Source organism: Pseudomonas sp. LABIM340 (assembly GCF_040017195.2).
GTDB lineage: Bacteria > Pseudomonadota > Gammaproteobacteria > Pseudomonadales > Pseudomonadaceae > Pseudomonas.
Genome location: NZ_CM200227.1, coordinates 3,988,366 through 4,013,957, shown reverse-complemented (window position 1 = coordinate 4,013,957; position 25,592 = coordinate 3,988,366). Strand labels below are relative to the sequence as shown.

The window sequence follows — 25,592 nt, the reverse complement described above, 5'->3', positions numbered from 1 at the left end:
GGCGACTGCGATGGAGCGTATTGAAGAGGAGGGCGTTTGGTATATACCAATATGAATTTAACTGGTTTTTATAATCAAATGGAATAAAAAGACTGCCGGCGGGCTGAGCAGGACCTGCAGGACATGGAAATCACAAGATTCACGCGAATCGCTCTGGCGCGGGCGTTGTGGGTTATGACCTCATGCGATTTAGATATTTATGGTTATAAGAAGTCAGGGATAAAGTAACGACTTCATCTAAGGCAGGCTGCAAGCAGGACCCATGAGCCAATCACCCTGGGGCGCGACGCCCGTGCTGACCTTGCCGCAGGGCGAGAAGCAGCCGCTGTCCATTCGTGCCAAGGCGCTGGTGTTCGCCGATCCGCGCTCGCGCCAGTTGCTGGAGTTTCTCGACCGTGTCGGCCCCAGCGAGGTGCCGGTGCTGATCAACGGCGAGACCGGCACCGGCAAAGAATTGGTGGCGCGATATATCCATAGCGCCAGTGGAAGAAAGGGCGCCTTCGTCGCAGTGAACTGCGGCGCGATCAACGAGAACCTCGCCGAGAGCGAGCTGTTCGGCCATGAGGCCGGAGCCTTCTCCGGAGCCACCGGGCGCCGCGCCGGCTGGTTCGAGGAGGCCGACGGGGGCACCCTGTTCCTCGACGAGATCGGCGACCTGCCGATGCCGCTGCAGGTGAAGCTGCTACGCGCCTTGCAGGAGCAGGAGATCGTCCGCGTCGGCTCGCGCAAGCCGATCAAGGTGGACATCCGCCTGGTCACCGCCACCAACGTCGACCTCGAGCAGGCGGTGGATGCCGGCAATTTCCGTCTCGACCTGTTCTATCGGATCAATGTCGCCCAGGCCCGCGTGTTGCCGCTGCGCGAGCGCCCGCTGGACATCATGCCGCTGGTGGAGCACTTCCGCCGGCTCTACGCCCAGCGCCTGAAGATCGCCGAGCCGATGTTCTCCGAGGCCGCCGTCAGCGCGCTGCTGGACTACGCCTGGCCGGGCAACATCCGCGAACTGGAGAACGTCGTGCATCTGGCGCTGCTGGTGGCAGGGGAGAAGGCGGTGCGACCCGAGCACCTGAAGTTCTCCGCCGCGCTGTCCGGCCAGCGCATGGGCGCGGGAGCGCCGACCGGATTACCGCAGGAGATCATCCGCGACCAGTTGCAGCGGCTGTTCGAAGTGCCGGGGGAAACCCTGCTGCACGACCTTGAGGACCTGATCGTCCGCGAGTCCTTCGCCCACTGTGGTTTCAACCAACTGCGCACCGCGGCGCTGCTGGGCATCAGCCGCAACGCCATGCGCACGCTACTGGTCAACCACGGCCTGCTCAAGGGCCGCGCCAAGGCCTGATCAATCGCGACGGCGCTGTCGGGCAGTGGCCGCAGCGGCATCGCGGCGCAGCAGGGGTAGCAGCTCTTCGCCGAGGTGGATCGCTTCTTCCAGGTGCGGGTAGCCGGAGAGGATGAAGGTGTCCACGCCCAGCTGGTGGTACTCCTCGATGCGCTCGGCAACCTCCGCATAACTCCCCACCAGCGCCGTACCCGCTCCACCGCGCACCAGGCCGACACCCGCCCAGAGATTCGGTGAGACCTCCAGGTCGCGCACGCTGTGCGCGCGGCCCTGGGTCAGGCTGATCTGCCGTGATTGCCCCACCGACTCGTAGGCCGCCAGCTGTTGCTGGGCACGCTCGATAGCATCGCGGGGAATCTCTTCCAGCAGGCGTCCGACATGGGCCCAGGCCCGGCGCGAATCCGCGGCGGCGAACACGTGCAGGCGCAGGCCGAAGCGCAGCTCCCGGCCTTGCTTGGCGGCCAGCTCGCGCACACGCAGGATGCGCTCGCGGATCATCGCCGGTGGCTCGCCCCACATCAGGTAGCTCTGCGCATGGCTGGCAGCGATACGCTCGGCCACGTCCGAGGCGCCGCCGAAACAGATGGGTGGCAGCTCGGCTTCACGGGCGATCGGCACCGGGCTGCCGGTGCGGTAGTGCCGGCCGTGGTGCTCGCGTCCGGCCCAGGTAGCGCGGAACACGTCGAGGAATTCGGCGCTGCGGGCATAGCGCTCGTCGTGTTCGAGAAAGTCGCCGAGGGCGCGCTGCTCGAAGCGGCTGGAGCCGCTGACCAGGTGCAGCAGCAGGCGGTTGTCGCTGAGCTGCTGGAGGGTGGCGGCCTTGTGCGCAGTGTAGGCGGGCAGCTCGACGCCGGGGCGCAGGGTCAGCACGAACTTCAACCGGCGTACTTCCTGGACCATCAGCGCGACGATCAGCCAGGGGTCTTCGAAGCCGCTGGCGGTCGGCACCATGATGCCGTCGAAGGCCGCCTGCTCGGCGGCGCGCACCACCTGTCGCAGGTAGTCGAGAGTCGGTGCGCGCTCACCCTGCTGGAACAGCCCGACCCTGGGCAGGCCGCTGCTGGTGAGGTGGTGGCCGTCGCCGTTGGTAGGCAGGAACCAGTCGATCTCGATACGTTGGCGTTTGGGTTCAGCGGCCAATCCGGGTGTCCTTTTCAGCTTCGTTGCGCAGCAGCGGCAGGACCCGTTCGCCGAAGCGCAGGACCTCGCGCACCGCATTGGGTGCCTGCAGGATGATCTGGTCGAGGCCGGCGCCGTGCAGTTCGCGAAGGCGGCTGGCGATCTGGTTGTAGCTGCCCACCAGCACCGGAGATTCGCCGGGGGCGGGCAGCCACAGGTTCGGGTGGATTTCGCTGCGTCGGGCGGGGTGCTCGGCGCGCTCGGCGAGCAATTCGACCACGCTGGCCTCGGCGCGGCGGCGCTTGCCCCTGGCCGGTGCGGCGAAGGCCTGCGCCTGCCGGGCAGCCTCGTCCCAGGCCTGCTCCTCGCTGTCGCGGGCGATGATCCCGAAGCTGGCGATGTGGCCCAGCGTGCGACCAGCAACCCGGGCCGCGCGGTTCAGGCGGGCGATGGTTTCGCCCAGCTGCGCAATGCTGTCGCCTGGGACGAAACAGAGGTCCGCGCGGCTGGCGATGCGTTCGGCCCCCAGGCTTTCGTCCAGCAGCAATGGCGTGGGCGGCAGGTCGCGCAGGCCGAGTCCGGCGTTCTCCAGGTGGAAGTAGCGACCGTTGTGGTCCAGCGGTGTGGCGGGGGCGTGCAGCAGGCGTTGCAGGATGTCGAGGAACTCGTCGATGCGTTCGTGGCGCTGGTCGCGGTTGAGCACCTCGCCGAAGGCCCGGCGCAGGCTGCCGCGATCGCTGTCGGGCAGGTGCAGGCGCACCCGCCCGGCGGACAGCGATTGAAGGCTTTGCAGGGTGGCCGCCAGCGCGGCCGGGAGCATGGCTTCCGCCGGCAGGCTCAGGGTCAACCCGAGCCGCCGGGTATGCGCGCACAAGGCAGCGGCGACCATCAGGCTGTCCGGCTGGCTGGGGCCACCGGGAAGGTAGAGGTCGTCGAAGCCCGCGTATTCCGCAGCCTGGGCCAGCTGCACCCATTCCGATGGCTGCGCCTGCCAGTCCAGTCCGCGCCGGGTGCCGCTGGCGCAGAGCTTCCAGGCGAAGCGCAGGCTCATCCGGCGACCGCCAGTCGCTCGCCGGCGCTCGTCCAGCCCAGTGCCGGGGCGATGTCACGCGCCAGTTGCTCCAGGCGCCGCAACACCTGGGCCTGGGTGGAACTCTCCGACTGCACCACGGCGATGAAGTAGTCCGCGTAGGGCAACAGCGAGGGGTCGTTGCGCACGCTGGCAATCACGTCCTCGGGATGACCATGGTGGACGTTGAGCAGGCGCAGGTGGCTTTCCAGGTCGGCGGCTTCGTCGATCAGTCCCTCACGGATGAGGCGGGGCACGTGCAGCTCGATGTCCGGTGCGAGTTCCGCGCGGGACTGGGTCTTGTCTTCAGCGGGAAACACCGCGCGGACTACGCCGATACGCGGCCGTCGCGTTTCGTCCTGCCAGGCGCCGAGATAGGCGTCGGCCAGCGGCTTCTGCACCGTCAGCGGATCGTGGGTGGCGGTGCCCAGCAGAAGGCCGTTGCCTTGCTCGGCGGCATACACCGCGCCGGCTTCGCTGCCGTGGGAATGCCAGAGCCGCTCCCGCAGCCCGGCCGCCGGCGGATGCAGGCGCAACTGCGCTTCACCGGGCAGCGGCGCGCCTAGCAGGGCGGCCTGCAGTGCTCGTTGGGCCTGCTGGAAATCCTCCTGGCGGCGCTGGGCGTCGCGGCCGAAGGCGTTGAACATGTCCAGATTGGCGCCGCCGCTGCCCAGGCCCAGTTGCAGGCGGCCGGCGGACAGTGCGTCGAGCACGGCGGCGTCTTCGGCCAGGCGCAGGGCGTCTTCCAGCGGCAGGGTGACCACCGCCGTGCCCAGCTCGATGCGCCGGGTGCGTGCGGCAATGTTGGCGAACAGCAGCAGTGGTGAAGGCAGCTGGCCGAAGCCGCCGCTCAGGTGGTGCTGGGCGATCCAGCCGCCGTCGAAGCCCAGCGCCTCGGCGAACTCGAACTGCTCCTGCAGGTCGCGGTAGACCTGGCGCGGATCGCTGCCGAAGGCATGGGTGAGGAAGCCGAGCTTGAACGGCTTCCGGGTTTGCAGTGCGCTCATGCCGGTATCTCCTGTGCGAGTGCGCGCTGCCGGCGCGGTTGCCAGCCCAGCGCGGGGGCGATGTCGCGGGCGACGGTTTCCAGGTGCCGCAGGGCTTCGGCGAAGCCGGTCGAGGTGGTCTGCACCTGGACGATCAACTGGTCATCGGCACCCAGCGGTGCATCCGCACGCAGCTGCTCGGCGATCTTCGCCGGGTCGCCGTGCAGCACGCCGAGGGCGTCGAGCACCGCTTCGAAGCCCTGTGCCGGGTCGGCGTGGCCAATGCCGATGCGGCGCTGGCGCTCGACGTAGGTGAGGATGTCCTGGCACAGGGTCGAGCCGGCTGCGGCAGCGTCGGCACCGGGGAAGACTGCGCGTACCAGGGCAACGCGGGGCGTTCCGGCGTGGGTAGGATGCCACGCCTGGCGGTAGCGCTCGATCACCTGCGCGCGCGGCTCTGCACCGGCATTAGGGTTGGGCGCGAGGATCAGCCCGTTGCCGCGCGTGGCGACCTGTTCGACGCGGGACGTCGCCTCCCACAAGCGATGTTCCAGGCCATTGGCGGCCGGACGCAACACGCGGCCCTCAGCATTCAGCGGCTCGCCGGCCAGGGCCTGGCGCAGACGCTCCAGACGCTGGTCGTACTGCGCGTGGCGGCCTTCCAGGCTCTGGCCGAAGGCGGCGAAGCTGTCCGGGTCGAAGCCTGCGCCCAGACCCAGTTGCAGCCGGCCCTGGCTGATCAGGTCGAGCACCGAGGCGTCCTCGGCCAGGCGCAGGGCGTTCTCCTGGTTGAGTACGACGATGCCGGTGCCCAACTGGATGTGCCGGGTTCGCCCGGCCGCCGCGCTGAGCAGCACCAGCGGGGAGGGCAGGCGGCCGTTCTCGCTGGCGAAGTGGTGCTGGGCCAGCCAGCCGCTGTCGAAGCCCAGCTCCTCGGCGGCCTCGAACAGCTCCAGGGTCTGCTGGTAGAGGCGCGGCTCGAACTGCGGTGCGTACACGCGATTGAGGAAGCCCAGGCGAAAGCTGCCGGGGAGAGTGCGACGGCTCATGGTTGGTGCTCCTGGTCGATCTGCCCAAGCAGCGGTGTCAGCGTGGCACCGAGGCTCTCGCTGGCAGACGGTGCACCGGGCAGGGCGTTGAACGGACTGAGAGTGAGGTAGCCCTTGGCGACCCACACCGCTTCATCCTCGGAGTTGCTGGCGTCCGGCGGTGGCGACCAGGCGAAACCGATGCCCGGTTTGCCCGCCAGCTTTGCGTCGAGTTTTCCAAGGTCGTCGGTGTAGAGGGCGTGGAAGGGCACGTAGCTGCCGATGTGGGTCAGCCGCGCGCCCTGGAGTTTTTCCAGCGGCGGCAGGTTGAGGTTCAGACCTACGCCTTTGGGCAGCAGAGCGCCGTCGGCTTGTCGGTGCTTGTCCAGCGCGTCCACCAGGCGGGTGACGATGGCGGCGATGCGCGGGCTGTCCTGCTCCTTCAGGTCGGCGCTGACGGCCAGGGCGGGCACGCCGGAGAGCACCGCTACGCTGGCGGCGTTGAAGGTGCCCGAGGCGCTATTGAGGGCGCCGAGGTTATTGCCGGGGTTCGGCCCGACTATGACCAGGTCCGGGTGCGGCAGGACCTTCTCCAGCCCCAGCAGCACGGCCATGACTGGCGTGCCGCTGATGCGGATGTCCACCTGCTGGCCGGCGCAGCTGGCGGTTTCGCAGAGGCCCTTTTCGGTGGTGGTGAGGTAGTAACTGTCGGGATAGGCCGGATCGTCATCACGGCCGACCTGTGTCTCGCGCCCGAAGAAGAAGGCACCGCCACGGGCGCTCTGGTCGCTGTAGGGCGCGGCGATGCGCACGCTGTGCCCGTCGGCCTTCAGCGCGGTGTACAGCGCGCGGATGTTCGGATGGCGGTAGCCGTCGTCGTTGCTGAGCAGGATGTTCAGCGCGAACGCCGGCTGCGCGAGGGCGCAGCCGGCGGCCAGCAGGGGCGCGAACCTCATGCCGCACTCCCGGCGAAACGGTTGGCCGGGCGCACCAGGCCGAGGTTCTCGCGCAGGGTTGCGCCTTCGTATTCGCGGCGCAACAGGCCGCGCTCCTGCAGCAGCGGCACCACTTCGTCGACGAACACTTCGATGCCGCCTGGCAGGTACGGGAAGAACACGTTGAAGCCATCGCAGGCGCGGGCCTGGAACCAGGCATCGAAGGTGTCGGCGATGTCTTCGGCGGTGCCGATCACCGGGTTGCCGCCGGCCAGGCGCAGGTACAGCTGACGGATCGTCAGGCCTTCGTTGCGCGCCAGTTCCAGCACCTTGTCGCGGCGGCTGCCGCGCTGGCCAACCGGGGTTTCCGGCAGCGGGCCGTCGAGGTCGTGGGTGGAGAGGTCGATGTCCTCGCCGAGGGTGTCGGCCAGCAGGCGCAGGCCGAGCACCGGGTCCACCAGACTCTGGAATTCCTCGAACAGCTCGCGGGCCTCTTCACGGGTACGCCCGATGAAGGGGGTGATACCGGGAAGGATCTTGATGCCATCCGGGTCGCGGCCCAGCGCAGCGGCGCGTTGCTTCACGTCGGTGTAGAAGGCCTGGGCGGCGGGAATGGTTTCGGCCATGGCGAAGATGACTTCCGCCACGCGGGCGGCCAGCGCCTTGCCGGCGTCCGAGGCACCGGCCTGCACCAGCACCGGGTGGCCCTGCGGCGGGCGGGCCACGTTGAGCGGGCCGCGCACCGAGAAGTACTCGCCCTTGTGGTCGAGCACGTGCAGCTTGGCCGGGTCGAAGTACTGCCCACTGGCCTTGTCGCGCAGGAAGGCGTCGTCCTCCCAGCTGTCCCACAGGCCCTTCACCACGTCGTGGAACTCTTCGGCGCGGCGGTAGCGTTCGCCGTGGTCGATGTGCGCCTCGCGGCCGAAATTCCAGGCCTCGTCCGAGACCACGGAGGTCACCAGGTTCCAGGCGGCGCGCCCCTTGGACAGATAGTCGAGCGAGGCGAACTTGCGGGCGATGTGGTACGGCTCGTTGTAGCTGGTGGTGGCGGTGGCGATCAGGCCGATGCGGCTGGTGACGGCGGCCAACGCGGCCATCAGGGTCAGCGGCTCGAAGTGCTCGCCGCGTGCGGTGCGGCTCAGGGCGTCGAGGTGATGGCCCCAGAGGGCGACCACGTCGGCGACGAACAGCGCGTCGAAACGGCCGCGCTCGGCGGTCTGCGCAACCTGCTTGAAATAGTCGAAATCCAGGCTGGCGTCGGCCTGGGCCTTGGGGTGGCGCCAGGCGGCGACGTGGTGGCCGCTGTTGGCGAGGAAGGCGCCGAGCTTGAGCTGGTCGGTGCGGCGGGTCATGTCTTGTCTCCCGTTCGGGCGGGCGCTGTCTGGGCGCCCGCCGGCTTGTGCCAGGTCAGAAGTTGTAGGCCAGGCCCGTGTACCAGTAGCCGCCGGTGGTGCCGTAGGGCGAGAAGTTGCCGTACGGGAAGGCGCCGGAGGTGCTGGGCAGGTTGGTGCGATCGGGGTAGACGTTGAACAGGTTGTTCGCCCCGGCGGTGAGGGTCAGGTTGCGGGTCAGGTGGTAGTCGACGTTGAGGTCGGTGATCCACTGCGGGTCGAAGGTGCGGTCGTAGACCTCGGCGGTGCCGTACTGGGTGTACTCGCCGTAGCGGGTCAGGTTCAGGCTCACGTCGAACTGGCCGATGCTCCAGTCGGCGCCCAGCAGCAGGCGCGATTCGGGCTGGCCGTGCTTGAGGTTGCCCTGGCGCTGGCGATCGTAGCCGCCGTCCGGACCGAGGGCGGACTGGGCCACGGAGGAGGCGTGGATCTTGTCGATCTCGGTGGTGTTCCAGTTGAAGCCGGCGTTGTAGCGGATGCTGCCGTAGGCGCCCAGCTCCTGGCGGTAGTCGCCGACGATGTCGACGCCGCGGGTGGTGGTGTCCAGTGCGTTGGTGAAGTAGGTGACGTACTGGTTGGGGTTGAGGCCGGCGCCGGCGAGGATGTCCTGGATCGCCTGGGTGCCGCCCAGGTAGCCGGTCTGGGCGATGCGGTCGCGGATCTTGATCTGGTACGCGTCGATGGTCAGGCTGCTGGCCGGGGTGGGCTGCAGGGTCAGGCCGACGCTGTAGTTGGTGGACTTCTCCGGGCTTAGGGTGGACGCGCCGAGAGCCTGGGCCACATCCGAACTCACCGCGACGTTGCGGTAGTCGATCAGGTTGCCGTTGACGCTGCTCTGCGAGGTCGAGCTGTAGATCTGCTGGGCCAGCGAGGGCGCGCGGAAGCCGGTGCTGGCGGTGCCGCGCAGCGCCAGGATCGGGGTCAGCTGGTAGCGGGTGGAGAGCTTGCCGTTGGTGGTCACGCCCGAGCCGTCGTTGTAGTGCTCGTAGCGCCCGGCGAGGTCGACGTGCCACTTGTCGGTGAAGTCCTGGCCGATCTCGCCGTAGCCGGCGTAGCTGGTGCGGCCCTTGGAGGCGGCGTCAGCCGGGGTGGTGCCGGCGCCGGAGATGGTGCCGGGGGCGATCAGCGCGCCGTTGGCGCCGTATTGGTAGTCGCCGTAGCCGTAGGAGGCGTACTCGCCCTTGCCGATCTTGTAGTTCTCGTAGCGGTGCTCCAGGCCCCAGGAAATCTGCGTGGGCTTGGCCAGGCCGAGGTCAAAGGCGCGGGTCAGGTCGAGGTTGCTGGTCCACTGGCTGAAGGTCTTCACGCCGGTGTCGACGTTGGTCGGCGAGTCCGCGCCGTAGCTGAGGTTGTAGGTATCGGTCAGCGTGGCGCGGGCGTGGTCCTGGCCATAGGTGGTGGACAGGTCGTAGTCCCAGCCGCCCGCTTCGCCCTTGCCGCCGAAGGCGAACTGGAAGTCGTTCTCGATGAACCGCAGGTTGTCCTCGATGCCCTCGGGGTAGGGCGTCGGGATGCCGTTGAAGCTCGCCGGCTGGTGGAACGCCAGCGGCTTGGACGACTCGCGGTTGGTATAGGTGGAGAAGGAATACAGGGTCAGCGCGTCGTTCACCGGCAGCTCGGCGTTGTAGCCCAGGCTGAAGTTCTCCACCTTGGGCAGGCCGGTGCCGTAGTAGGTGTGCTGCAGGCTGGTGTTGCCGGCGGAGTCGGTATAGGGCGCGTTGTCGGAGCGGTCGGAGACGTTCTGGTGCTTGTAGTCCAGGGCGAAGTTGACGAAGCCCTCGTTGCCCAGCTCGAAGCCGATGTTGCCGCTCTGGCGGGCGGTCTCGCCGTCGCCGTTCTCGTAGTTCTGGCCGTAGGTGCTGGCCAGACGGCCGCCGTGGTCGGTCTGCTTGAGCACCACGTTGATCACCCCGCCGATGGCGTCGGAGCCGTACTGCGCGGAGGCGCCGTCACGCAGGACTTCGACGTGGTCCACCAGGGCAGTGGGGATCATGTCCAGGTCCACCGGCTGCGAGCCGGAGTTCAGGTAGGTGCCGTTGTTGAGCAGGGCGCTGTTGTGCCGGCGCTTGCCGTTGACCAGCACCAGCACCTGGTCGCCGTTGAGGCCGCGCAGGCTGATCGGGCGGACCACGGAGGTAGAGCCGAAACCGGACGAGGCGGGCAGGTTCAGCGAGGGCAGCACGCGACTCAGGGCGCGGGTCAGGTCGCCCTGGCCGGTGGCTTCCAGCTGCTTGCTGGAGATGACGTCCACCGGTGCCGGGCTGTCGGCCAGGGTGCGCGCCTGGCCACGGTTGCCGACTACCACCACGGTGCTCAGGCGGTTGTCGGTGGTGCTGCCGTTGGCGCTGGCATCGGCATCGGCGGCGAGTGCCGGCAATGCCTGGGTAACGGCGAGGAACAGAAGGCTATGGGTGAACAGCGTGCGGGCGGTCGATGCGCTCCGGGCACGGGTGACTGTGGTCATGGTTACGCTCCAAGGTTTGCTCCCGGCTGGCGCCCGTCTGGGTGGCCGCTGCGGGTTATCGTGTCGACGGCATCGGGGCCGCGTTGGCGAACGGCTTGTTGCTGGGAGGGACTGGTCGCGTTCAGTCGGAAGGCAGGCTCAAGCTCATGGCGGTGACTAGGCAAGCGCTGTGCCAGTCTGGAAAGGCCTTGTCTTTCAGTGGCTTGCCGGTGGCGCTGGAAATTCCCTGCTGGGTTTGCAGCAGTGCCGACCCAGGCTGTTGCTTTTCATCCAGCCGCCGGCGAGGCGCAGGTCCCGGGTGGCGCGATGCTGCATTTGCAGCAAGGGGCACGCAGGCAGGTTCGAGCCTTCGCCGGGGTGCTGGCACAGGCCTTGCTCCGGCGCTGTTTTCACTTATCTGCCTGGAGAGACGCATGCCCAGACCCGGCCCGCGAAACCTGATCACCGATATCCCCGGCCTGCTGGTCGGCCATGCCACCGATGAACGTGTGCGCACCGGCGTCACCGTGCTGCGCCCGAGCGGCGTGTGGACTGCCAGCGTCGATATTCGCGGCGGCGGCCCCGGCGGGCGCGAGTCCGCTGCGCTGGAGCCGGAGAATATGGTGGGGCAGCTGCATGCGCTGGTGTTTTCCGGCGGCTCGGTGTTCGGTTTGGGCGCGGCGGATGGCGTGAGCGCGGAGCTGTCTGCGCGGGATATCGGCCTGCACCTGAAGGCCGGTGCGCCGGCCATTCCCATCGTGCCGGCGGCTGTGCTGCATGACCTCGCCAATGGCGGCGACAAGGGCTGGGGTATCGACCCGCCGTACCGCGAACTGGGCCGCGAGGCGCTGGCCAACCTGGATGTGGAGTTCGCCCTGGGCGCGGTCGGTGCCGGGCGCGGTGCCATGGCCGGCGTGCTGCCTGGCGGCCTGGGTTCGGCTTCGCTGGACCTGGGCGATGGCCTGGTGGTGGGTGCGCTGGTGGTGGTCAATCCCATCGGCAGCGTCTACATGCCCGACGGTGAGACGTTCTGGGCCTGGCCCTGGGAGCAGGGCAGCGAATTCGGTGGGCGCGTGCCGGCACAGAGGATGGACTGCAGCGAGCCGATGCCGGAGCTCTCACGGCTCGATTCCATGGGCCGCCTGCAGGCCGGCGCCAACACCACGCTGGCGGTGGTGGCGTGCAATGCGCGGTTGACCACCGCTGAGTGCAAGCGCCTGGCGATCATGGCTCAGGACGGCATCGCCCGCGCGGTGCGACCGGCGCACCTGCCGTTCGATGGCGACAGCCTGTTCGCCATGGCGTCCGGCGATGTCGAGCTGGTGGATGGCCAGCGCCGTCAGGTGGAGCTGTCGCGCATCGGCTCGGCGGCTGCCGACTGCGTGGCGCGGGCCATTGCCCGTGGCGTGTACCTGGCCCGCTCCCTGTAGGAGTGGGCCATGCCCGCGATCGCGCCCACGGGCGCTCAGTGGCCGGGCAAGTGCGGATTCTCGCCCAGTGCTCGTGCTACCCGGCGGGCCGCGCGAGCGGCTTCCTGGGGGAGGCCGAGGGCGCTATAGACCCGCTCGAGATGGCGGTTGCCGGGCACGTCCAGGGCGTCGTAGCGGCGCCGCAGCTCCAATGCCTGCTGCGCGGCCAGCCAGTCCCCGGCGCGCAATTGCGCATCCAGTTCGATCAGTGCGAACAGGTCGCGCTGGGCATGGCTGCCACCGATTTCGCCAAGGCGCGGCAACGCCTGGCCCAGTCGTCGCGCCGCCAGTGCGTACTCGCCACGGGCATGGGCGTACAGGCCTTCCGCGGCGGGCAGTGTCACGTCGGCCCACACCGCGCGGCTGAAGTCCGGTGCCTGGCGTGCCTGTTGGCGTAGCGCCTCGAGCAATTCACCGGCTTCTTCCTGCCCGGCGCGGGCCAGGCCGTAGAGGTATTGCAGGCTGAGAAACGGCTGCACAACATCCGCCCGGCGTTCGCGCAGGTACGGCAACAGCGCTTCCCAGCGCGGCCCGACGTCGATACCGGCGAACTCCAGGCGGGCCAGCAGCGAGACCGCGCCGATCTGGTCCTGGGAGTACCCGGGGAAGATGCCCCAGACGTGCCGGTCGTAGATTTCCAGCACGCGCTGCTGGTTGCCCCGCGCCAGGTAGAACAGCGCCAGGTGCCACCAGTTGTGGGTGTACATGAAGGAGTTGAGTCCCTGCCAGCCGGCGCTGGCTTCCTCGAGGAACTGCGTGCCTTCCTCGATGCGCCCTCGGGTCAGCAGCACGTGGGCGAGGGCGTGTTGCGCCCAGGGCTCGCCGGGCAGCAACTGCAGCGCATAGCGCGCCGCCGCTTCGGCTTCTTCCAGCAGGTGACACTGCTCGTAGGCGAAGGCCAGCATGCCGTAGGCCTGGGGTACATCCTCGGCGCCTTTCACGGCTTTCAGGGCGATGCGCAGCATGGCCGGCGAGTTGCCGCGGTTGAACTCGAAGTACTGGTTGAGCTTGGCGGCCAGCAGGTCGCGTGGGTGCTCATCGAGCAGCAGCTCGCTCAGACGCAGCGCCTCGGGCAGGTCGTCAGCGCTCCAGGCGGCGAGCAGCGCGGTGTAGCGTTCTGCGCGGGGAATGCCAGGGCCAGCCGCCCAGGCCCGTTGCAGGTAGCGCGCGGCGAGGCTGGGCGCCTGTGGCGATTCGGCGAACATCATCAGCAGGCCGGCGAAGGCGTTGGCCAGCACCGAGGCCGGGTCTGCGTCAGCGCCGGCGAGGATGTTTTCCGCGCGGGTCTGGTAGGCGAGCACACCGCCGGTGAAGTCATCGATGGCCTGGCGGGTGTCCGCGCGCTCGCTGTCGATGGGGTTGCCAAGATAGTCCTGGGTCATGCGCTGCTGCTCCAAATAGAAGATGCAGGCTAGTCGCAAAGCCTGTGCCAGTCGCGCAGGCCGCGCCGTGCGTGAGGCTGCGCGACAGCGGCTGCTGCTTTTCAGGCAATGCGCCGGCGGCACTGTGTGATTTGCACCAGCGGCCTCGCGCCCAGGCGCCGCAAACCCCGCAGCGCCGGGCCTGCAGGGCCATGGCACAGCGCTTGCTCAAGCCCCTGGTAAAGCCGATTTGCGGCGCTGATCCTGCAGGAGCTTCCATGCCCAGTCCCACTTTCCGACTCGCGCCACGGCGCCCACGTCACGCCCGGCTGCTTGCCGGCCTGCTGGCGGCCGGCCTGGCCATGGCGGGCGCCGCCGTGGCGGAGCCGACCCGCGGCGGCCAGCTCGACCTGGTGGCGCAGCCCGAGCCGCCGTCGCTGTCCCACGCGGTGGTCAGCCACGTCGCGACCCAGTACGTCGGCGGCAAGATCCTCGAAGGGCTGATCACCTTCGACACCGACCTCAAGCCGCAGCCGGTGCTGGCCCGCAGCTGGACGGTGTCGCCAGACGGCCTGACCTACACCTTCAACCTGCAGCCCGGCGTGAAATGGCATGACGGTCAACCCTTCAGTGCCGACGACGTGGTGTTCAGCTTCCAGGACTTCTATCCGGAGGTGGACAAGCGCATGGCGAGCATCTTCGGCGAGTACGTCCAAGGCGTGCAGGCCAAAGGCGCCGATCAGGTGGTGTTCCAGCTGAAGAAACCCTTCTCGCCACTGCTGTCGGCGCTGGGCAGCGGCCTGCGGCCCATCGTGCCCAAACACCTGTACGCCGGCACCGACTTCCGCAGCAACCCGTACAACCTCAAGCCTGTCGGCACGGGGCCGTTCGTGTTCCAGGAGTGGAAGCGCGGCGCGTATATCCGCCTGGCGCGCAATCCGGATTACTGGCACAAGGGCCTGCCGTACCTCGACGGCATCGTCTATCACGTTATCCCCGATGCCGCTGCCCGCGCGGCGGCATTCGAGCGCGGCGAGGTGCAGGTGCTGCGCAGCGGCGATGCCGATTACGCCGACCTCAAGCGCCTGTCTCAGTTGCCGGGCGTCGAGGCGTCGGAGAAGGGCTACGAGCTGTATCCGGGGCTGGCCTTCCTGCAGATCAACACCCGCAAGCCGGGCCTGGACAATCCCAAGGTGCGCCAGGCGATCCTCTATTCGCTGAACCGCCAGTTCATCGTCGACAACATCTTCTTCGGCACCGGCCGAGTCGCCGCCGGGCCGTTCCTTGGCGCCTTCCACGACCCGAAACTGCCGCAGTACGGCTATGACCCGGCCAGGGCCAAGACACTGATCGCCGAGTCCGGCGTGGACGTCAGCAAGCTGCGCGTGCGCCTGCTCAACGGCGAGAAGGGCGGCGCCTGGGAGCGCCTGGCCGAGTACACCAAGCAGGCGTTGCAGCCGCTGGGCATCAAGGTGCAGGTAGCGACCTCCGACGCCGCCACCTGGTACCAGCGCGCCAGCGACTGGGACTTCGACCTGACCTACAACTTCATCTTCCAGATCGGCGATCCCTACCTGACCACCGCTTACCTGTACCGCACCGACTACATCCTCAAGACCTCGCCCTTCGCCAACATCACCGGCTACAGCGATGCCGCCGCGGACGCGCTCTGGCAGCGCGTCGCCAATACGCCCGAGGGCCCCGAGCGCCAGGCTGTATACGGCGAGCTGGAGCGCAAGCTCAATGATGACCTGCCGATCGCGCCGATCTTCGAGATGCGCTTCCCCACGCTCTACCAGCAGCGCGTGCACAACCTGATCCGCAGTGCCACCAGCCTCAACGACAGCTACGCCGAGGTCTACCTGGAGCCCGCCAAGCAATGAATGTGTTGCTGTACGCCGGCGCGCGCCTGGGGCGTGCGCTGGCCCTGATAGTCGCGGTACTGGTCGGTGCCTTCCTGCTGCTGCGCCTCGCGCCGGGCGACCCTGCACTGTTGATGGCCGGCGAGGCGGGCAGCGATGACGCCGACTACATCGCTCGGCTGCGCGGCGAGATGGGCCTGGACTTGCCACTGCCCGTGCAACTGTGGCGCTACCTTGCGCAGATCGCCCATCTGGACCTGGGGTACTCCTACCGCAACCAGGAAAGCGTCTGGCAACTGATCGCCGAGCGCCTGCCGGCGACGTTGTTGCTGATGGGTTCGGCCTTCGTCGTGTCACTGACTTTGGGCGTCGCTCTTGGTGTGCTGGCTGCACGCAGCCAGCAGGGCAGTGGCCGGCTCGACCGCTTCATTGGCCGTGCCGTCTGGGTGCTGTTCGCCACGCCGCCGTTCTGGCTGGCGCTGCTGCTGGTGCTGCTGTTCTCCGTGCAGCTGGGTTGGCTGCCGGCCTTCGGCATGCAGAGCGTTGGCGCGGACCTGAGCGGCTGGGACTGGTGGGCGGATCGCCTCGGCCACCTGCTGCTGCCGTGCCTGTCGCTGAGCTTCCTGTCGCTGGCGATGTACGTCCACCTGACCCGCAGCGCCATGCTCGACATCCTGCCCCAGGAGCACGTGCGCCTGGCCCGCGCCAAGGGGCTGGGCGAAGGGCGCATCCTGCTCGCCCATGTGTTGAGAAATGCACTGGTGCCGGTGGTGACCTTCGCTGGCCTGCAGCTCGGCCAACTCGCCAGCGGCGCACTGCTGATCGAAGTGGTCTACGCCTGGCCGGGCATCGGCCGGCTGCTCTATGACGCGCTCAGCCAGCGCGACTATGCATTGCTGCTGGGGGTGTTCCTGGTGATCTCCTGCCTGGTGGTGGCGTTCAACTTCCTCACCGATCTGCTCTGCCGCCTGCTGGACCCGCGCATCGGCGCGGCGGGGGAGGTGCGATGAGCCTGCGCCGTGCGTTTTACCGCCCCGGTGCGTTGCTCGCTGCCGGTTACCTGATCCTGCTGGCAGCGGCGGCCATCTTCGCGCCGTGGCTGTGCTCGGCCTCGCCCTGGGAGATGCTGGCGCGGCCGCTGATGCCGCCATTGCATGACGCCAGCCATTGGCTGGGCACCGACATGCTCGGCCGCGACATCGCCACCGGAATGCTCTACGGCGCGCGCACCTCGCTGACCGTCGGGCTGCTGGCGACGCTGGCGACCCTGTTGCCGGCCCTGCTGGTCGGCGCCACGGCCGGCTACTTCGGCGGCTGGATCGACGAGTTGCTGATGCGCATTGCCGAGTGCTTCCAGATCATCCCGCAGCTGGTACTGGCGGTGGTGCTGGTGGCGCTGATGGAGCCCTCCGTGGGCTCGGTGGTGCTGGCTCTGGCGCTGGTGGCCTGGCCACCAGTGGCGCGGCTGGTGCGCAGCGAATTCATGAGCCTGCGTCAGCGCGAATTCGTCCAGGCGGCGCTGGTGCTTGGCCAGCGGCCGGCGCGCATCGTCTTCGTGCAGATACTGCCCAACGCGCTGTCGCCGCTGCTGGTGAGCCTGACCTTCATCCTCGCCGCCGCCATCCTTACCGAAGCCGCGCTGGCCTTCCTCGGTCTGGGCGATCCGGAGGCGATGAGCTGGGGCTACATGATCAACGCCTCACGCAATCTGCTGCGCGATGCACCTTCGATGAGCCTGCTGCCGGGCGTGGCGATCCTGCTCACGGTGCTGTCCGTGCAGCGTGTCGGCGAGGCGCTGCGCGAAGCCGTGCAGGCGCCTGGAAACCAGGGAGGACGCCCATGAGCGAGAAACTGCTGGAGGTGCGCGACCTGCGCATCGACCTGCCGGCGGGCGGCGACCGTGCCAGTGCGGTCAGCGACCTGTCCGTCGACCTGGCGGCCGGTGAAGTGCTTTGCGTAGTCGGTGAGTCTGGCTCGGGCAAGTCGATGCTCGCCAACGCCATCCTGCGCTTGCTGCCGGCCCACCTGGAGCCGGTTCAGGGCAGCATCCGTTTTCGCGGCGAGGACCTCGCCGGACGCAGTGAAGAGGGCATGCGCGAGCTGCGCGGCAAGGACATCGCCATGGTCTTCCAGGAGCCCATGAGCGCGCTCAACCCGCTGATGAGCATCGGCCGGCAGATCGACGAAAGCCTGCGTGCCCATGGCGTTGCGCAGGCCGCGAAACGGCGCGAGCGGGTGCTCGACCTGCTCGGCTACGTCGGCCTGCCCGAACCGGAAAATCTTTATCACGCCTATCCCTTCCAGCTCTCCGGCGGCCAGCGTCAGCGGGTGGTGATCGCCATCGCCCTGGCGCTGGAGCCGGCGCTGCTGATCGGCGACGAGCCGACCTCGGCGCTGGACGTCAGCACCCAGGCGCAGGTACTCGAATTGCTGCGGCGCATCCGTCGCGAGAAAGGCATGGCGGTTTTGCTGATCACCCACGACTTCGCTGTGGTGGAGGCCATCGCCGACCGCGTGCTGGTGATGGAAAAGGGCCGCGTGGTGGAACAGGGCGCGCTGCGCCAGGTGCTGGATGCGCCGCAGCACCCCTACACGCGCCAGTTGCTGGCGGCGCTGAATCCTGGCGAGCGGGGGCCGCGTCGTTTTGATGGGGACGCTGCGCCGCTGCTGGAAGTGGCCAGCCTGCACAAGCACTACGACAGCCGCCAGGGTCTCTGGCGCCGACGCCGCGTTACCGCCTTGGCCGACGCCTCGTTCAGCCTGCGTCCGGGCGAGTGCCTGGGCATCGTCGGTGAGTCCGGCTCGGGCAAAACCACCCTGGGCCGCGCGCTGGTGCGCCTGTTGCGCCCGGACGGCGGGCAGATCCTGCTGCGGGGGCAGGACCTGGCGTCGTTGTCCCAGCGCCGCCTGCGTCCGTTACGCCAGCAGGTCCAGATGGTCTTCCAGGACCCGTTCGCCTCGCTCAATCCGCGCCAGCGTGTCGGTCGGCAGATCATGGCCGGACCGCTGGCCCACGGTGTTTCCGCCGCCGAGGCGGAACGCCGCGCGCGGGAACTGCTGGCGCAGGTCGGTCTGCCGGAAACCGCCTTCGAGCGCTACCCACGGGACTTCTCTGGCGGCCAGCGCCAGCGTATCGGCATTGCCCGTGCGCTGGCCCTGCAGCCCAAGGTACTGGTGGCCGACGAATGCGTGTCGGCGCTGGATGCACTGGTGCAGCAGCAGGTGCTGGAGCTGCTGGAAAGACTCCAGCGCGAACTGGGCCTGAGCCTGGTCTTCATCACCCATGACCTGCAGGTAGCGGCGCGCCTGTGCGATCGCATCGCGGTCATGCAGGGCGGTCGTATTGTCGAACTGGGCGAGGCGCAGCAGGTGCTGTACACACCGCAACATGACTACACGCGCAGGTTGCTCGCCGCGCATCCGCTGCGCGAAGTGGAGGAGCCCGCATGACGGCACCGCGACAGATGGCGCTAGGCGCTTTCCTCATGGCCACCGGGCATCACCTGGCCGGCTGGCGGCATCCCCGTGCGCACGCTGCTGGCGGGCTGGATGTGGCGCACTACCAGGCGTTGGCGCGCACCGCCGAGCGTGGCTGCTTCGATGCGATCTTCCTCTCCGACACCCTCGCCATGCTGCCCGGCCGGCTGGATGCACTGAGCCGCATGGCGCGCACCGAGCACTTCGAACCGCTGACGCTGCTGGCGCATCTGGCCGTCAGCACCCGCCACATCGGGCTGGTGGCCACCGTCACGTCGTCCTACAACGATGCGGCGAACGTGGCGGACACCTTCGCCACCCTCGAATCCCTCAGTGGTGGCCGCAGTGGCTGGAACCTGGTGACCTCGAGCAATGCCGAGGAGGCCGGCAACTTCGGTCGCGACCGGCACTTCGAGCACGCCTGCCGCTACCGCATGGCGGAGGACTTCCTCCGGCGTGTGCGTGAGCGCTGGACCGCCCGTGGCGTGGCGCCGGTACAGGTGCTGGCGGGCGCGTCGGAAGCTGGCAAGGAGCTGGCGGCGCAGCATGCGGAAGTGCTGTTCACGGCGCAGCCGGAATTGACCGGTGCGCAGGCTTTCTACCGCGATATCAAACAGCGTATGGCTCACCATGGTCGCGCCCCGGGGGCGCTGAAGGTGATGCCCGGGGTGCTGCCGATCCTCGGCGCGAGCCGTGCGGAGGCCGACGAGCGCCGTGCGCAGTTGCAGGAACTGGTGCAGCCGGTGGTGGGGTTGTCGCTGTTGTCGGACGTGGCCGGTGGCTTCGACCTGTCGCAACTGCCGCTGGATGGCCCATTGCCGGAGCTGCCGACCACCGAATCCGGCGTCAGCCGCCAGCACCTGCTGCTGGAACTGGCACGGCGCGAGGGGCTGAGTATCCGCCAGCTCTACCAGCGTATTGCCGATGCCCGTGGCCATCGCGTGATCGCCGGCACCGCCGTGGATATCGCCGACCAACTGCAGGAGTGGTTCGAATCCGGCGCGGCGGACGGTTTCAACATCATGCCGCCGTACCTTCCCGGCGGCCTCGACGACTTCGTCGCGCAGGTGGTGCCTCAACTGCAGCATCGCGGCCTGTTCCGCCGGCGCTACAGTGGCAGGACCCTGCGCGACCATCTGGGCCTGACCCACAGCAAGGAGACTGGCGAACATGCCTGAACACTGGACGCAAGCACTGCCACTGGTTCGCGGCGAGCGTGTGGAAATCCGCCCCGGCCGGCACATCAGCCTGGCCCACAGCAAGGGGCATCGCTACCCGCAGACCGTGGTGTTCTTCGCTCACGGAGGCGGCGGCAACAAGGATCAATGGCGCGAACAGTGGCGCGAGCTGGCCTCCGAGGGCTACAGCCTGGTGGCCTGGGACCTGTTGGGCCACGGAGCCAGCGACAAGCCCCGGCGCGCAACGGACTACGCCTGGGACGAACTGGTCGCTGACCAGGTGGCGGTGCTGCGGCGCTATGCCGGCGAGCGCAACATCCTCGCCGCGCACTCCTTTGGCACCGGCCTGAGCGTCAGCAGTCTGCTGGCGTTGCAGGCCGAAGGGCAGGGCGCACTGATCGATTCGGCTTTGTTGCTGGGCACCCAGCTCAACCGCCCGCTGGGGCGCGGCGGGCTGCTGTCGCTGCCGGCGTGGCTGCTGGAGTGGTTCCGGCCTGTCCTGTCGAAAGGTTTTCGTGAGCGTGCCTGGCACGCCGATGCCGATCCGGAGTTGATCGATTACGAAGAGCAGTTGACCCGCAGCAACCGACTCGATGTGTTCAAGGCGCTGGTGAGTCAGGCGAACTGGTTGCCGGAGCCGGAGCTGGATCGCCTGCTGCTGCCGGTGCGAATCGTCTCCGGCGACAGCGACGGCCTGACGCCCGCCGAGCGCGCGCGGGCCTTGCACCAGCGGCTACCCAATTCGCAGTTTGAGGTGCTGGAGAACTGTGGTCATCAGTTGATGCTGGAGAAGCCACAGACCGTCAATCGCCACCTGCGCGAACTGCTCGCCACAACCTGATCCGGATCTTTATTGAAATGACCGATACCCGCCAGCAACTCACCCGGCAGATCATCGACGCCGGCCGCTTCCTCTACGGCCGTGGCTGGTCGCCGGCCACCAGCAGCAACTATTCGACGCGCCTGACGGCGGATCGCGTTCTGCTCACTGTTTCCGGCAAGCACAAGGGCCAGTTGGGTGAGGACGATGTGCTGGAAACCGATCTGGCCGGCAACAGCCTGGAGCCGGGCAAGAAGCCTTCGGCGGAAACCCTGCTGCATACCCAGCTCTATGCGTGGCGCCCGGAGGTCGGCGCGGTGCTGCACACCCACTCGGTGAACGCCACGGTGCTGTCGCGCCTGACCGTCGGTGACCGTATGGAGCTGGAGGACTACGAGCTGCAGAAGGCCTTTGCCGGCGTCACCAGCCATGAAGGCCGCGTCAGCGTGCCGATCTTCGACAACGACCAGGACATCGCCCGCCTGGCCACTCGGGTGCAGCCGTGGCTCGACGCCCACCCGGATTGCCCCGGCTATCTGATTCGCGGCCACGGCCTGTACACCTGGGGCGCGCGCATGAGCGACGCGCTGCGCCAGGTGGAGGCGTTCGAGTTTCTCTTCGAGTGCGAGCTGAAGGTGCTGAGTCTGCGCGGCTAGGAGGCTTCGACTGCGACGGAGCGGAAGCCGACCACCCGGTTGCGTCCGCCATCCTTCGCCCGGTACAGCGCGCTGTCGGCGGATTGCAGCAGCTCGGCCCAGTCAACCGGGCTGAACTGCGAGGTGCTGGCCACGCCGATGCTCAGGGTGAGTACGCCCAGCGGGCCATGCTCGTGCGGCACGGCGAGGGCCTGCAGGTTGGCGCGGATGTGCTCGGCCAGCTCCAGGGCGTCGGCTTCCCCGCTGTCGCCCAGCAGTACGACGAATTCCTCGCCGCCGAACCGCGCTGCGCAATCGGCCGGGCGCCGTGTCCACTCGGCAATCACCCGTGCCACGGTCTTCAGTGCGGCGTCGCCGGCGGGGTGGCCATAGTGGTCGTTGTAGGCCTTGAACTTGTCGATATCCATCAGCATCACTGACAGCGCGGCGCCGCTGCGCTGGTAGCGCGACCACTCGTGGCTGGCGCGCAGGTCGAAGGCGCGGCGGTTGTTCAGGCCAGTCAGCGGGTCGGTGCTGGCGGCTTGCCGCAGTTCGGCTTCCTGGCGGTCGCGTTCGCGCATCTGGCGCAGGGCGAGCAGCGCGAGGCCGATGACCGCGCCGATCAGGGAAATGCCCAGCAGACCGATCAGGCCGGCGCGCCAGTACCAGTCCTCGTAGATCTCGCGGGAGGGCAGGGCGACGCTGAATACCAGCGGGTAGCCGTCCACCGGGCGGAAGTCGTGCCAGCGTTCCTGCCCGTCGCTGTTGGTGTCGAAGAAGTTTTCCTCGCCGTTGCTGCGATAGCGCTCGAAGGATTCGCTCAGCGTCGCGGCGGGCTCCGTGTCCGGCCAGTGCGCGAGCAGCGTGCCGTCGCGCATGTGCAGGCTCACCGTGCCGCCATCGCCGAGGTTGAGGTCGCTGAACAGTTCGCTGAAGTAGGCCAGTTCCAGGTTGGCGCCGACCACCCCGGCGAAGCTGCCGTCCTCGCGTTCCAGGCGACGGCTCAGCGCAACGCTGTTGCGGGCGTCGCTGGAGTAGGGGATGTACGGGTGGCTGAGGTAGGGCGCGTCGCCCTGCGATACGCGCAGCGCCTGGAAGTACTCGCGACCGGAGAGGTCGATGCGTGCGGGGACTTCCTTGCCGAAGCTGTAGGTGGCGATGCCGTCGGCGTTGGTCAGGAACACCGAGCCCATGCCTCGGGTGGGCGCGGTGTACGCCTTGAGCAGCAGGTTGCGCGTGTCCATGGACAGCCCGCGTATCTCCGGCTGGGCGTGGGCGCGCACCACGGCTTGCAGGGTCATGTCGTAGAGGTCGAGGTTGCGCTGGATGTCGCGCTGCACCAGCAGGGCGATGTTGTGGCCGTTGGCACTGGCGACTTCCAGGGCGTCGTGGCGCATCTCCAGGATCGCCCAGGCCGACAGGGCAGCGATGGCGCCGGTCAGGCCCAGGCTGGCGAGAAGGACGGTGCTCGAACGGCGGATCGGCATGCCGGTATCCATACAGGGGGGGAGCGGCTGCACATCAGTGCGTGCCTCAAGGCATATAGCAGCAATCGGCCGGGTTGTCCGGTATTCCACGGTGGCAGCGCGCCCTGCGTGCGATCGCGGGCATGGCCCGCTCCTGCAGGGATTCCCCGACTGGCGGGCAAAAAAAATGCTGCCTGGAACAGGCAGCATTCATGGGTCACGCACCATTGGTGACTGGATTCAGTCTGCCGGCGCAAGATTAAGCTTTGATGAAGGCTCGATCCTCAGTACGTCGCACGCACGGTCAGCATGAAGTTGCGCGGGTCGCCATAGACGTTGCCATAGGTCGAGGTGCCGACCGTCTGGTAGTACTTCTTGTCGAACAGGTTGTTGCCGTTGAGCGCAACGTTCCAGTGCTCGTCCAGCTGGTAGTCGACCAGGGCGTTCCACACTGCGTAGCCGCTTTGCTGGTAATCGAACGGCACGTCGGCCTGGGTCACGTTGCCGTTGCTGTCGTAGTAGGAGGCGGTACCACTGACCTTGGTCGCGCTCTGGATATCGACACCGCCGCCAACGCGGAACTTCGACCAGTCGCCCGGCAGGCGGTAGGTGCTGAACAGCTTGGCCATGTGCTTGGGCGTGATGGTGCTCAGCTCGCCGCCGACGGTGCGGTTCTTGTTGAGGTTCAAGGTGTAGCTGGCCATGACCATCCAGTCCGGCAGCACCTCGCCGGAGATTTCCATGTCCACGCCCTTGCTGACGACTTCGCCGCCGTTGACGTAGCAGCAGTTGCCGCCGAACAGCACCGAGGTGGCGTCGTACTGCGGGTCGAGCACGGCTTGGTCTTCGCGCTTGGTGTAGTAGAGCGCCACGCTGGTGTTCACCTTGCCGTCGAACAGCTCGCCCTTCAGGCCCGTCTCGTAGGTCTTGCCGGTCATGGGGTCGAGGGTGCTGCCGCTGCCCAGCGGGCCGGCCATGTAGTTCTGTTGCGGCTTGAAGATTTCCGCGTAGCTGGCGTAGGCGGCCCACTCGTCGGTGAGCTCGTAGACGATGCCGCCGAAAGGCGTGGTCCTGGTCGGCTCGCGCATGTCGACGCGCGACTGCGTGTTCCAGGTGCCATTGGCCAGGGTCTGGTAGGTCTGGTCGAACTTGTAGCGCTGCACCCGCGCACCGAGGATCAGGTGCAACGGCTCGGCCAATTGCAGCCGCAGGCTGGAGTAGAGGCCGTACTGGGTCTGGCTGTTGGGGCTGTAGTTGCGGGTGACGTCCGGGCGGGTACCGGGGTCGTTCCAGGGCGTGGAGTTCGGGTCGAACACGTCCACCGCGCCACCGGCCGTGGCGAAGCGCGGGGTGCCCTGCCAGCGGCTGTCGATGTCCTGGTAGTCGCCGCCGACGGTGAGCTGGTGATTCAGGCCGAACAGGCTGAAGTTGCCCGAGACGTTGGCGTCCCAGAGGTCCTGCTCGCTCCACTGGGTGATCCAGGTGCCGTAGCGGGTGACGCCCGTGCCGGTCACCGGGTTCACCGAACCCAGGGTGGTGGCGTTGTTGGTTTCGATGGTGTCGTAGATGTTGGTGTAGCTGAGGTTGAGCTTCCAATCGTCGTTCAGGCGGTGGTCGAGCTTGGCGAAGTACTCGCGGGAGAAACCATCGGCATAGGCCCAGGTGGTGGACAGCCCGGTATGCCGCGGCAGGCCGAGATCGACGCCATTGCTGTAGCGCGGCACGGCGTTGGCGGTGCCGGTTTCGTGGACCTGGTTGAAGCGCATCCCGCCGGTGAGCATGGTGTCGTCGGTGACATCTGCTTCCATCACGCCATAGAAGATCGGCTTGTCGGTGGCGCGGTTGTCGGTGAAGTACTGGCGGTCCTGGTAGGCCATCACCGCGCGCCCGCGCAGCTTGCCATCGAAGCCCAGCGGCCCGGTCACGTCGAGTTCGGAGCGGTAGTTGTCCCAGGTGCCGGCGGAGGCGCTGAACTTCAGCTGGTAGGTATCCAGCGGCCGTTTGCGCACCAGGTTGATGATGCCGCCGGGGTCGCCGGTGCCGCCGAACAGCGCCGAGCTGCCGCGCAGCACTTCGACGTGGTCGAACTCGGCCATGTCGTAGACGTTGGAGGAGTAGAAGGAGCCGGCGGTGGTGCCCAGTGCCATGGGCGCGGCGCCGTCGAGCTGGATGTTCTGGATGGCGAAGCCGCGCGAGTAGTAGTCCTGCAGGCGGAAGGTGCCGCTCTGCACGGTGATCCCCGGCACCGCCTTCATGGCCTCGTTGATGTCGGTGATCTGGCGGTCGTCCATCAACTGGCGAGTGATCACCGAGACCGACTGCGGAGTTTCCTTCAGCGAGGTCGGTGTCTTCGAGCCGACGCTGGTCAGGCCGGGCGTGTAGCTGCCGCTGTTCTCGGTGGCCTGGCCCATGCCCTGGCCCATGATGGTGGTGTCAGTCATCTCCAGCGCGGTGTCGTCCTGCGGGATCGGCACCAGCTGGTAGCGGTTGCCATTGCGCTGGGCTGCGATGCCGCTGCCCATCAGCATCACGTCCAGCGCTTCCTCGGCGCTATAGTTGCCGCGCACGGCCTGGCTCTGGCGGTCGCGGGTCAGCTCGGCATCGGCGGCCAGCAGCAGGCCGGTCTGCGCGGCCAGCTCATTGAGCTGGCGGGCGAGGGGGCCGGCGGGAATGTCGAAGCTCTGGCGCTGAGCTTGCTCAGCCATCGCCGTCGAGGTCGCCGTGAGCGGGGAGACGGTGGCCAGGCTCAGGGCGATGGCGAGAAACAGGGGATGTTTTTTGCTTGGGAAGTGCTGGTCTTGGCGTGACATTCCGGTTCCTTGGCGTCCGGTTATTAGGAGTGTTTCCTAGTAATCCGAAGCAGAACGGAAAATCGGAACCATTCTCGAAAACTTTTTTTGCCGAGTGCCACCTGAGCGGGAAGGCTGTTGCTCGTGAACACACGCAGGGCGGATAACGCGTCAGCGTTATCCGCCGCGAGCTTGACGGCGGATAACCCGTTCCGGGTTATGCGC

At 67.7% G+C, this 25,592-nt stretch carries 19 protein-coding genes; 9 read left to right on the top strand and 10 right to left on the bottom strand.

The window, feature by feature from the left end; translation table 11 throughout:
- The first annotated feature begins 262 nt into the window (after positions 1-262).
- A complete protein-coding gene (locus tag ABKS89_RS18275; RefSeq protein WP_192295936.1) occupies positions 263-1,339 on the top strand; it encodes a sigma-54 interaction domain-containing protein in 1,077 nt (358 codons plus the stop codon).
- On the opposite strand, the gene ABKS89_RS18270 is transcribed toward ABKS89_RS18275, so the two are convergent.
- Genes ABKS89_RS18270 through ABKS89_RS18240 form a run of 7 tightly spaced genes read right to left on the bottom strand, consistent with a single transcriptional unit; the run spans position 1,340 to position 10,331 of the window.
- On the bottom strand, positions 1,340-2,479 hold the full coding sequence (locus ABKS89_RS18270) for an LLM class flavin-dependent oxidoreductase (protein WP_348586463.1): 1,140 nt from the start codon (positions 2,477-2,479) through the stop codon (positions 1,340-1,342).
- Positions 2,469-3,509: an LLM class flavin-dependent oxidoreductase gene (locus ABKS89_RS18265; protein ID WP_138214527.1), complete on the bottom strand. Its 1,041-nt coding sequence runs from the start codon at positions 3,507-3,509 to the stop codon at positions 2,469-2,471. Before ABKS89_RS18265 ends, ABKS89_RS18270 begins: the two co-directional genes overlap by 11 nt.
- Positions 3,506-4,534: an LLM class flavin-dependent oxidoreductase gene (locus tag ABKS89_RS18260; protein ID WP_348586462.1), complete on the bottom strand. Its 1,029-nt coding sequence runs from the start codon at positions 4,532-4,534 to the stop codon at positions 3,506-3,508. Before ABKS89_RS18260 ends, ABKS89_RS18265 begins: the two co-directional genes overlap by 4 nt.
- Complete coding sequence (locus tag ABKS89_RS18255) at positions 4,531-5,562, bottom strand: LLM class flavin-dependent oxidoreductase (RefSeq protein WP_348586460.1); 1,032 nt, start codon at positions 5,560-5,562, stop codon at positions 4,531-4,533. The genes ABKS89_RS18260 and ABKS89_RS18255 overlap by 4 nt, the downstream gene beginning before the upstream one ends.
- Positions 5,559-6,497: a 5'/3'-nucleotidase SurE gene (locus ABKS89_RS18250; RefSeq protein ID WP_348586459.1), complete on the bottom strand. Its 939-nt coding sequence runs from the start codon at positions 6,495-6,497 to the stop codon at positions 5,559-5,561. Before ABKS89_RS18250 ends, ABKS89_RS18255 begins: the two co-directional genes overlap by 4 nt.
- Positions 6,494-7,828: an LLM class flavin-dependent oxidoreductase gene (locus ABKS89_RS18245; protein WP_348586457.1), complete on the bottom strand. Its 1,335-nt coding sequence runs from the start codon at positions 7,826-7,828 to the stop codon at positions 6,494-6,496. The genes ABKS89_RS18250 and ABKS89_RS18245 overlap by 4 nt, the downstream gene beginning before the upstream one ends.
- Before the next feature lie 55 nt (positions 7,829-7,883).
- Positions 7,884-10,331, bottom strand: coding sequence for a TonB-dependent receptor plug domain-containing protein (locus tag ABKS89_RS18240; RefSeq protein WP_348586455.1), 2,448 nt, complete (start codon positions 10,329-10,331; stop codon positions 7,884-7,886).
- 413 nt (positions 10,332-10,744) lie between these two features.
- Between ABKS89_RS18240 and ABKS89_RS18235 the strand changes: the two genes are divergently transcribed.
- Entirely contained in the window at positions 10,745-11,740 is a 996-nt protein-coding gene (locus ABKS89_RS18235; protein WP_348586454.1) for a P1 family peptidase, read from the top strand.
- 35 nt (positions 11,741-11,775) lie between these two features.
- On the opposite strand, the gene ABKS89_RS18230 is transcribed toward ABKS89_RS18235, so the two are convergent.
- Positions 11,776-13,161 (bottom strand): tetratricopeptide repeat protein, encoded by a 1,386-nt coding sequence (locus ABKS89_RS18230; RefSeq protein WP_348586452.1) that lies wholly within the window; start codon positions 13,159-13,161, stop codon positions 11,776-11,778.
- Positions 13,162-13,502: 341 nt separating this feature from the next.
- Between ABKS89_RS18230 and ABKS89_RS18225 the strand changes: the two genes are divergently transcribed.
- From ABKS89_RS18225 to ABKS89_RS18195, 7 genes are read left to right on the top strand one after another with little or no spacing between them, the layout of a single operon-like run.
- Complete coding sequence (locus ABKS89_RS18225) at positions 13,503-15,023, top strand: ABC transporter substrate-binding protein (RefSeq protein ID WP_348587597.1); 1,521 nt, start codon at positions 13,503-13,505, stop codon at positions 15,021-15,023.
- Positions 15,020-16,012 carry an ABC transporter permease gene (locus tag ABKS89_RS18220; RefSeq protein WP_138214518.1) on the top strand — a complete coding sequence of 331 codons (993 nt, stop codon included), beginning with the start codon at positions 15,020-15,022 and terminating at the stop codon, positions 16,010-16,012. The genes ABKS89_RS18225 and ABKS89_RS18220 overlap by 4 nt, the downstream gene beginning before the upstream one ends.
- The gene (locus ABKS89_RS18215) at positions 16,009-16,845 is read left to right on the top strand and encodes an ABC transporter permease (RefSeq protein ID WP_348586451.1); all 837 of its coding nucleotides are present in this window, start codon (positions 16,009-16,011) and stop codon (positions 16,843-16,845) included. Before ABKS89_RS18220 ends, ABKS89_RS18215 begins: the two co-directional genes overlap by 4 nt.
- Positions 16,842-18,452 carry an ABC transporter ATP-binding protein gene (locus ABKS89_RS18210; protein WP_348586450.1) on the top strand — a complete coding sequence of 537 codons (1,611 nt, stop codon included), beginning with the start codon at positions 16,842-16,844 and terminating at the stop codon, positions 18,450-18,452. The genes ABKS89_RS18215 and ABKS89_RS18210 overlap by 4 nt, the downstream gene beginning before the upstream one ends.
- The gene (locus tag ABKS89_RS18205) at positions 18,449-19,657 is read left to right on the top strand and encodes an LLM class flavin-dependent oxidoreductase (protein ID WP_199287129.1); all 1,209 of its coding nucleotides are present in this window, start codon (positions 18,449-18,451) and stop codon (positions 19,655-19,657) included. Before ABKS89_RS18210 ends, ABKS89_RS18205 begins: the two co-directional genes overlap by 4 nt.
- Positions 19,650-20,498, top strand: coding sequence for an alpha/beta fold hydrolase (locus tag ABKS89_RS18200; RefSeq protein ID WP_348586448.1), 849 nt, complete (start codon positions 19,650-19,652; stop codon positions 20,496-20,498). Before ABKS89_RS18205 ends, ABKS89_RS18200 begins: the two co-directional genes overlap by 8 nt.
- A gap of 17 nt (positions 20,499-20,515) precedes the next feature.
- Positions 20,516-21,133, top strand: coding sequence for a methylthioribulose 1-phosphate dehydratase (locus tag ABKS89_RS18195; RefSeq protein ID WP_138214514.1), 618 nt, complete (start codon positions 20,516-20,518; stop codon positions 21,131-21,133).
- Here the strand turns inward: ABKS89_RS18195 and ABKS89_RS18190 are convergent.
- Positions 21,130-22,599, bottom strand: coding sequence for a sensor domain-containing diguanylate cyclase (locus ABKS89_RS18190; protein ID WP_171039411.1), 1,470 nt, complete (start codon positions 22,597-22,599; stop codon positions 21,130-21,132). The two genes, ABKS89_RS18195 and ABKS89_RS18190, sit on opposite strands and share 4 nt — an antisense overlap.
- Before the next feature lie 263 nt (positions 22,600-22,862).
- Positions 22,863-25,388 carry a TonB-dependent siderophore receptor gene (locus tag ABKS89_RS18185; protein ID WP_348586446.1) on the bottom strand — a complete coding sequence of 842 codons (2,526 nt, stop codon included), beginning with the start codon at positions 25,386-25,388 and terminating at the stop codon, positions 22,863-22,865.
- Positions 25,389-25,592: the final 204 nt, after the last annotated feature.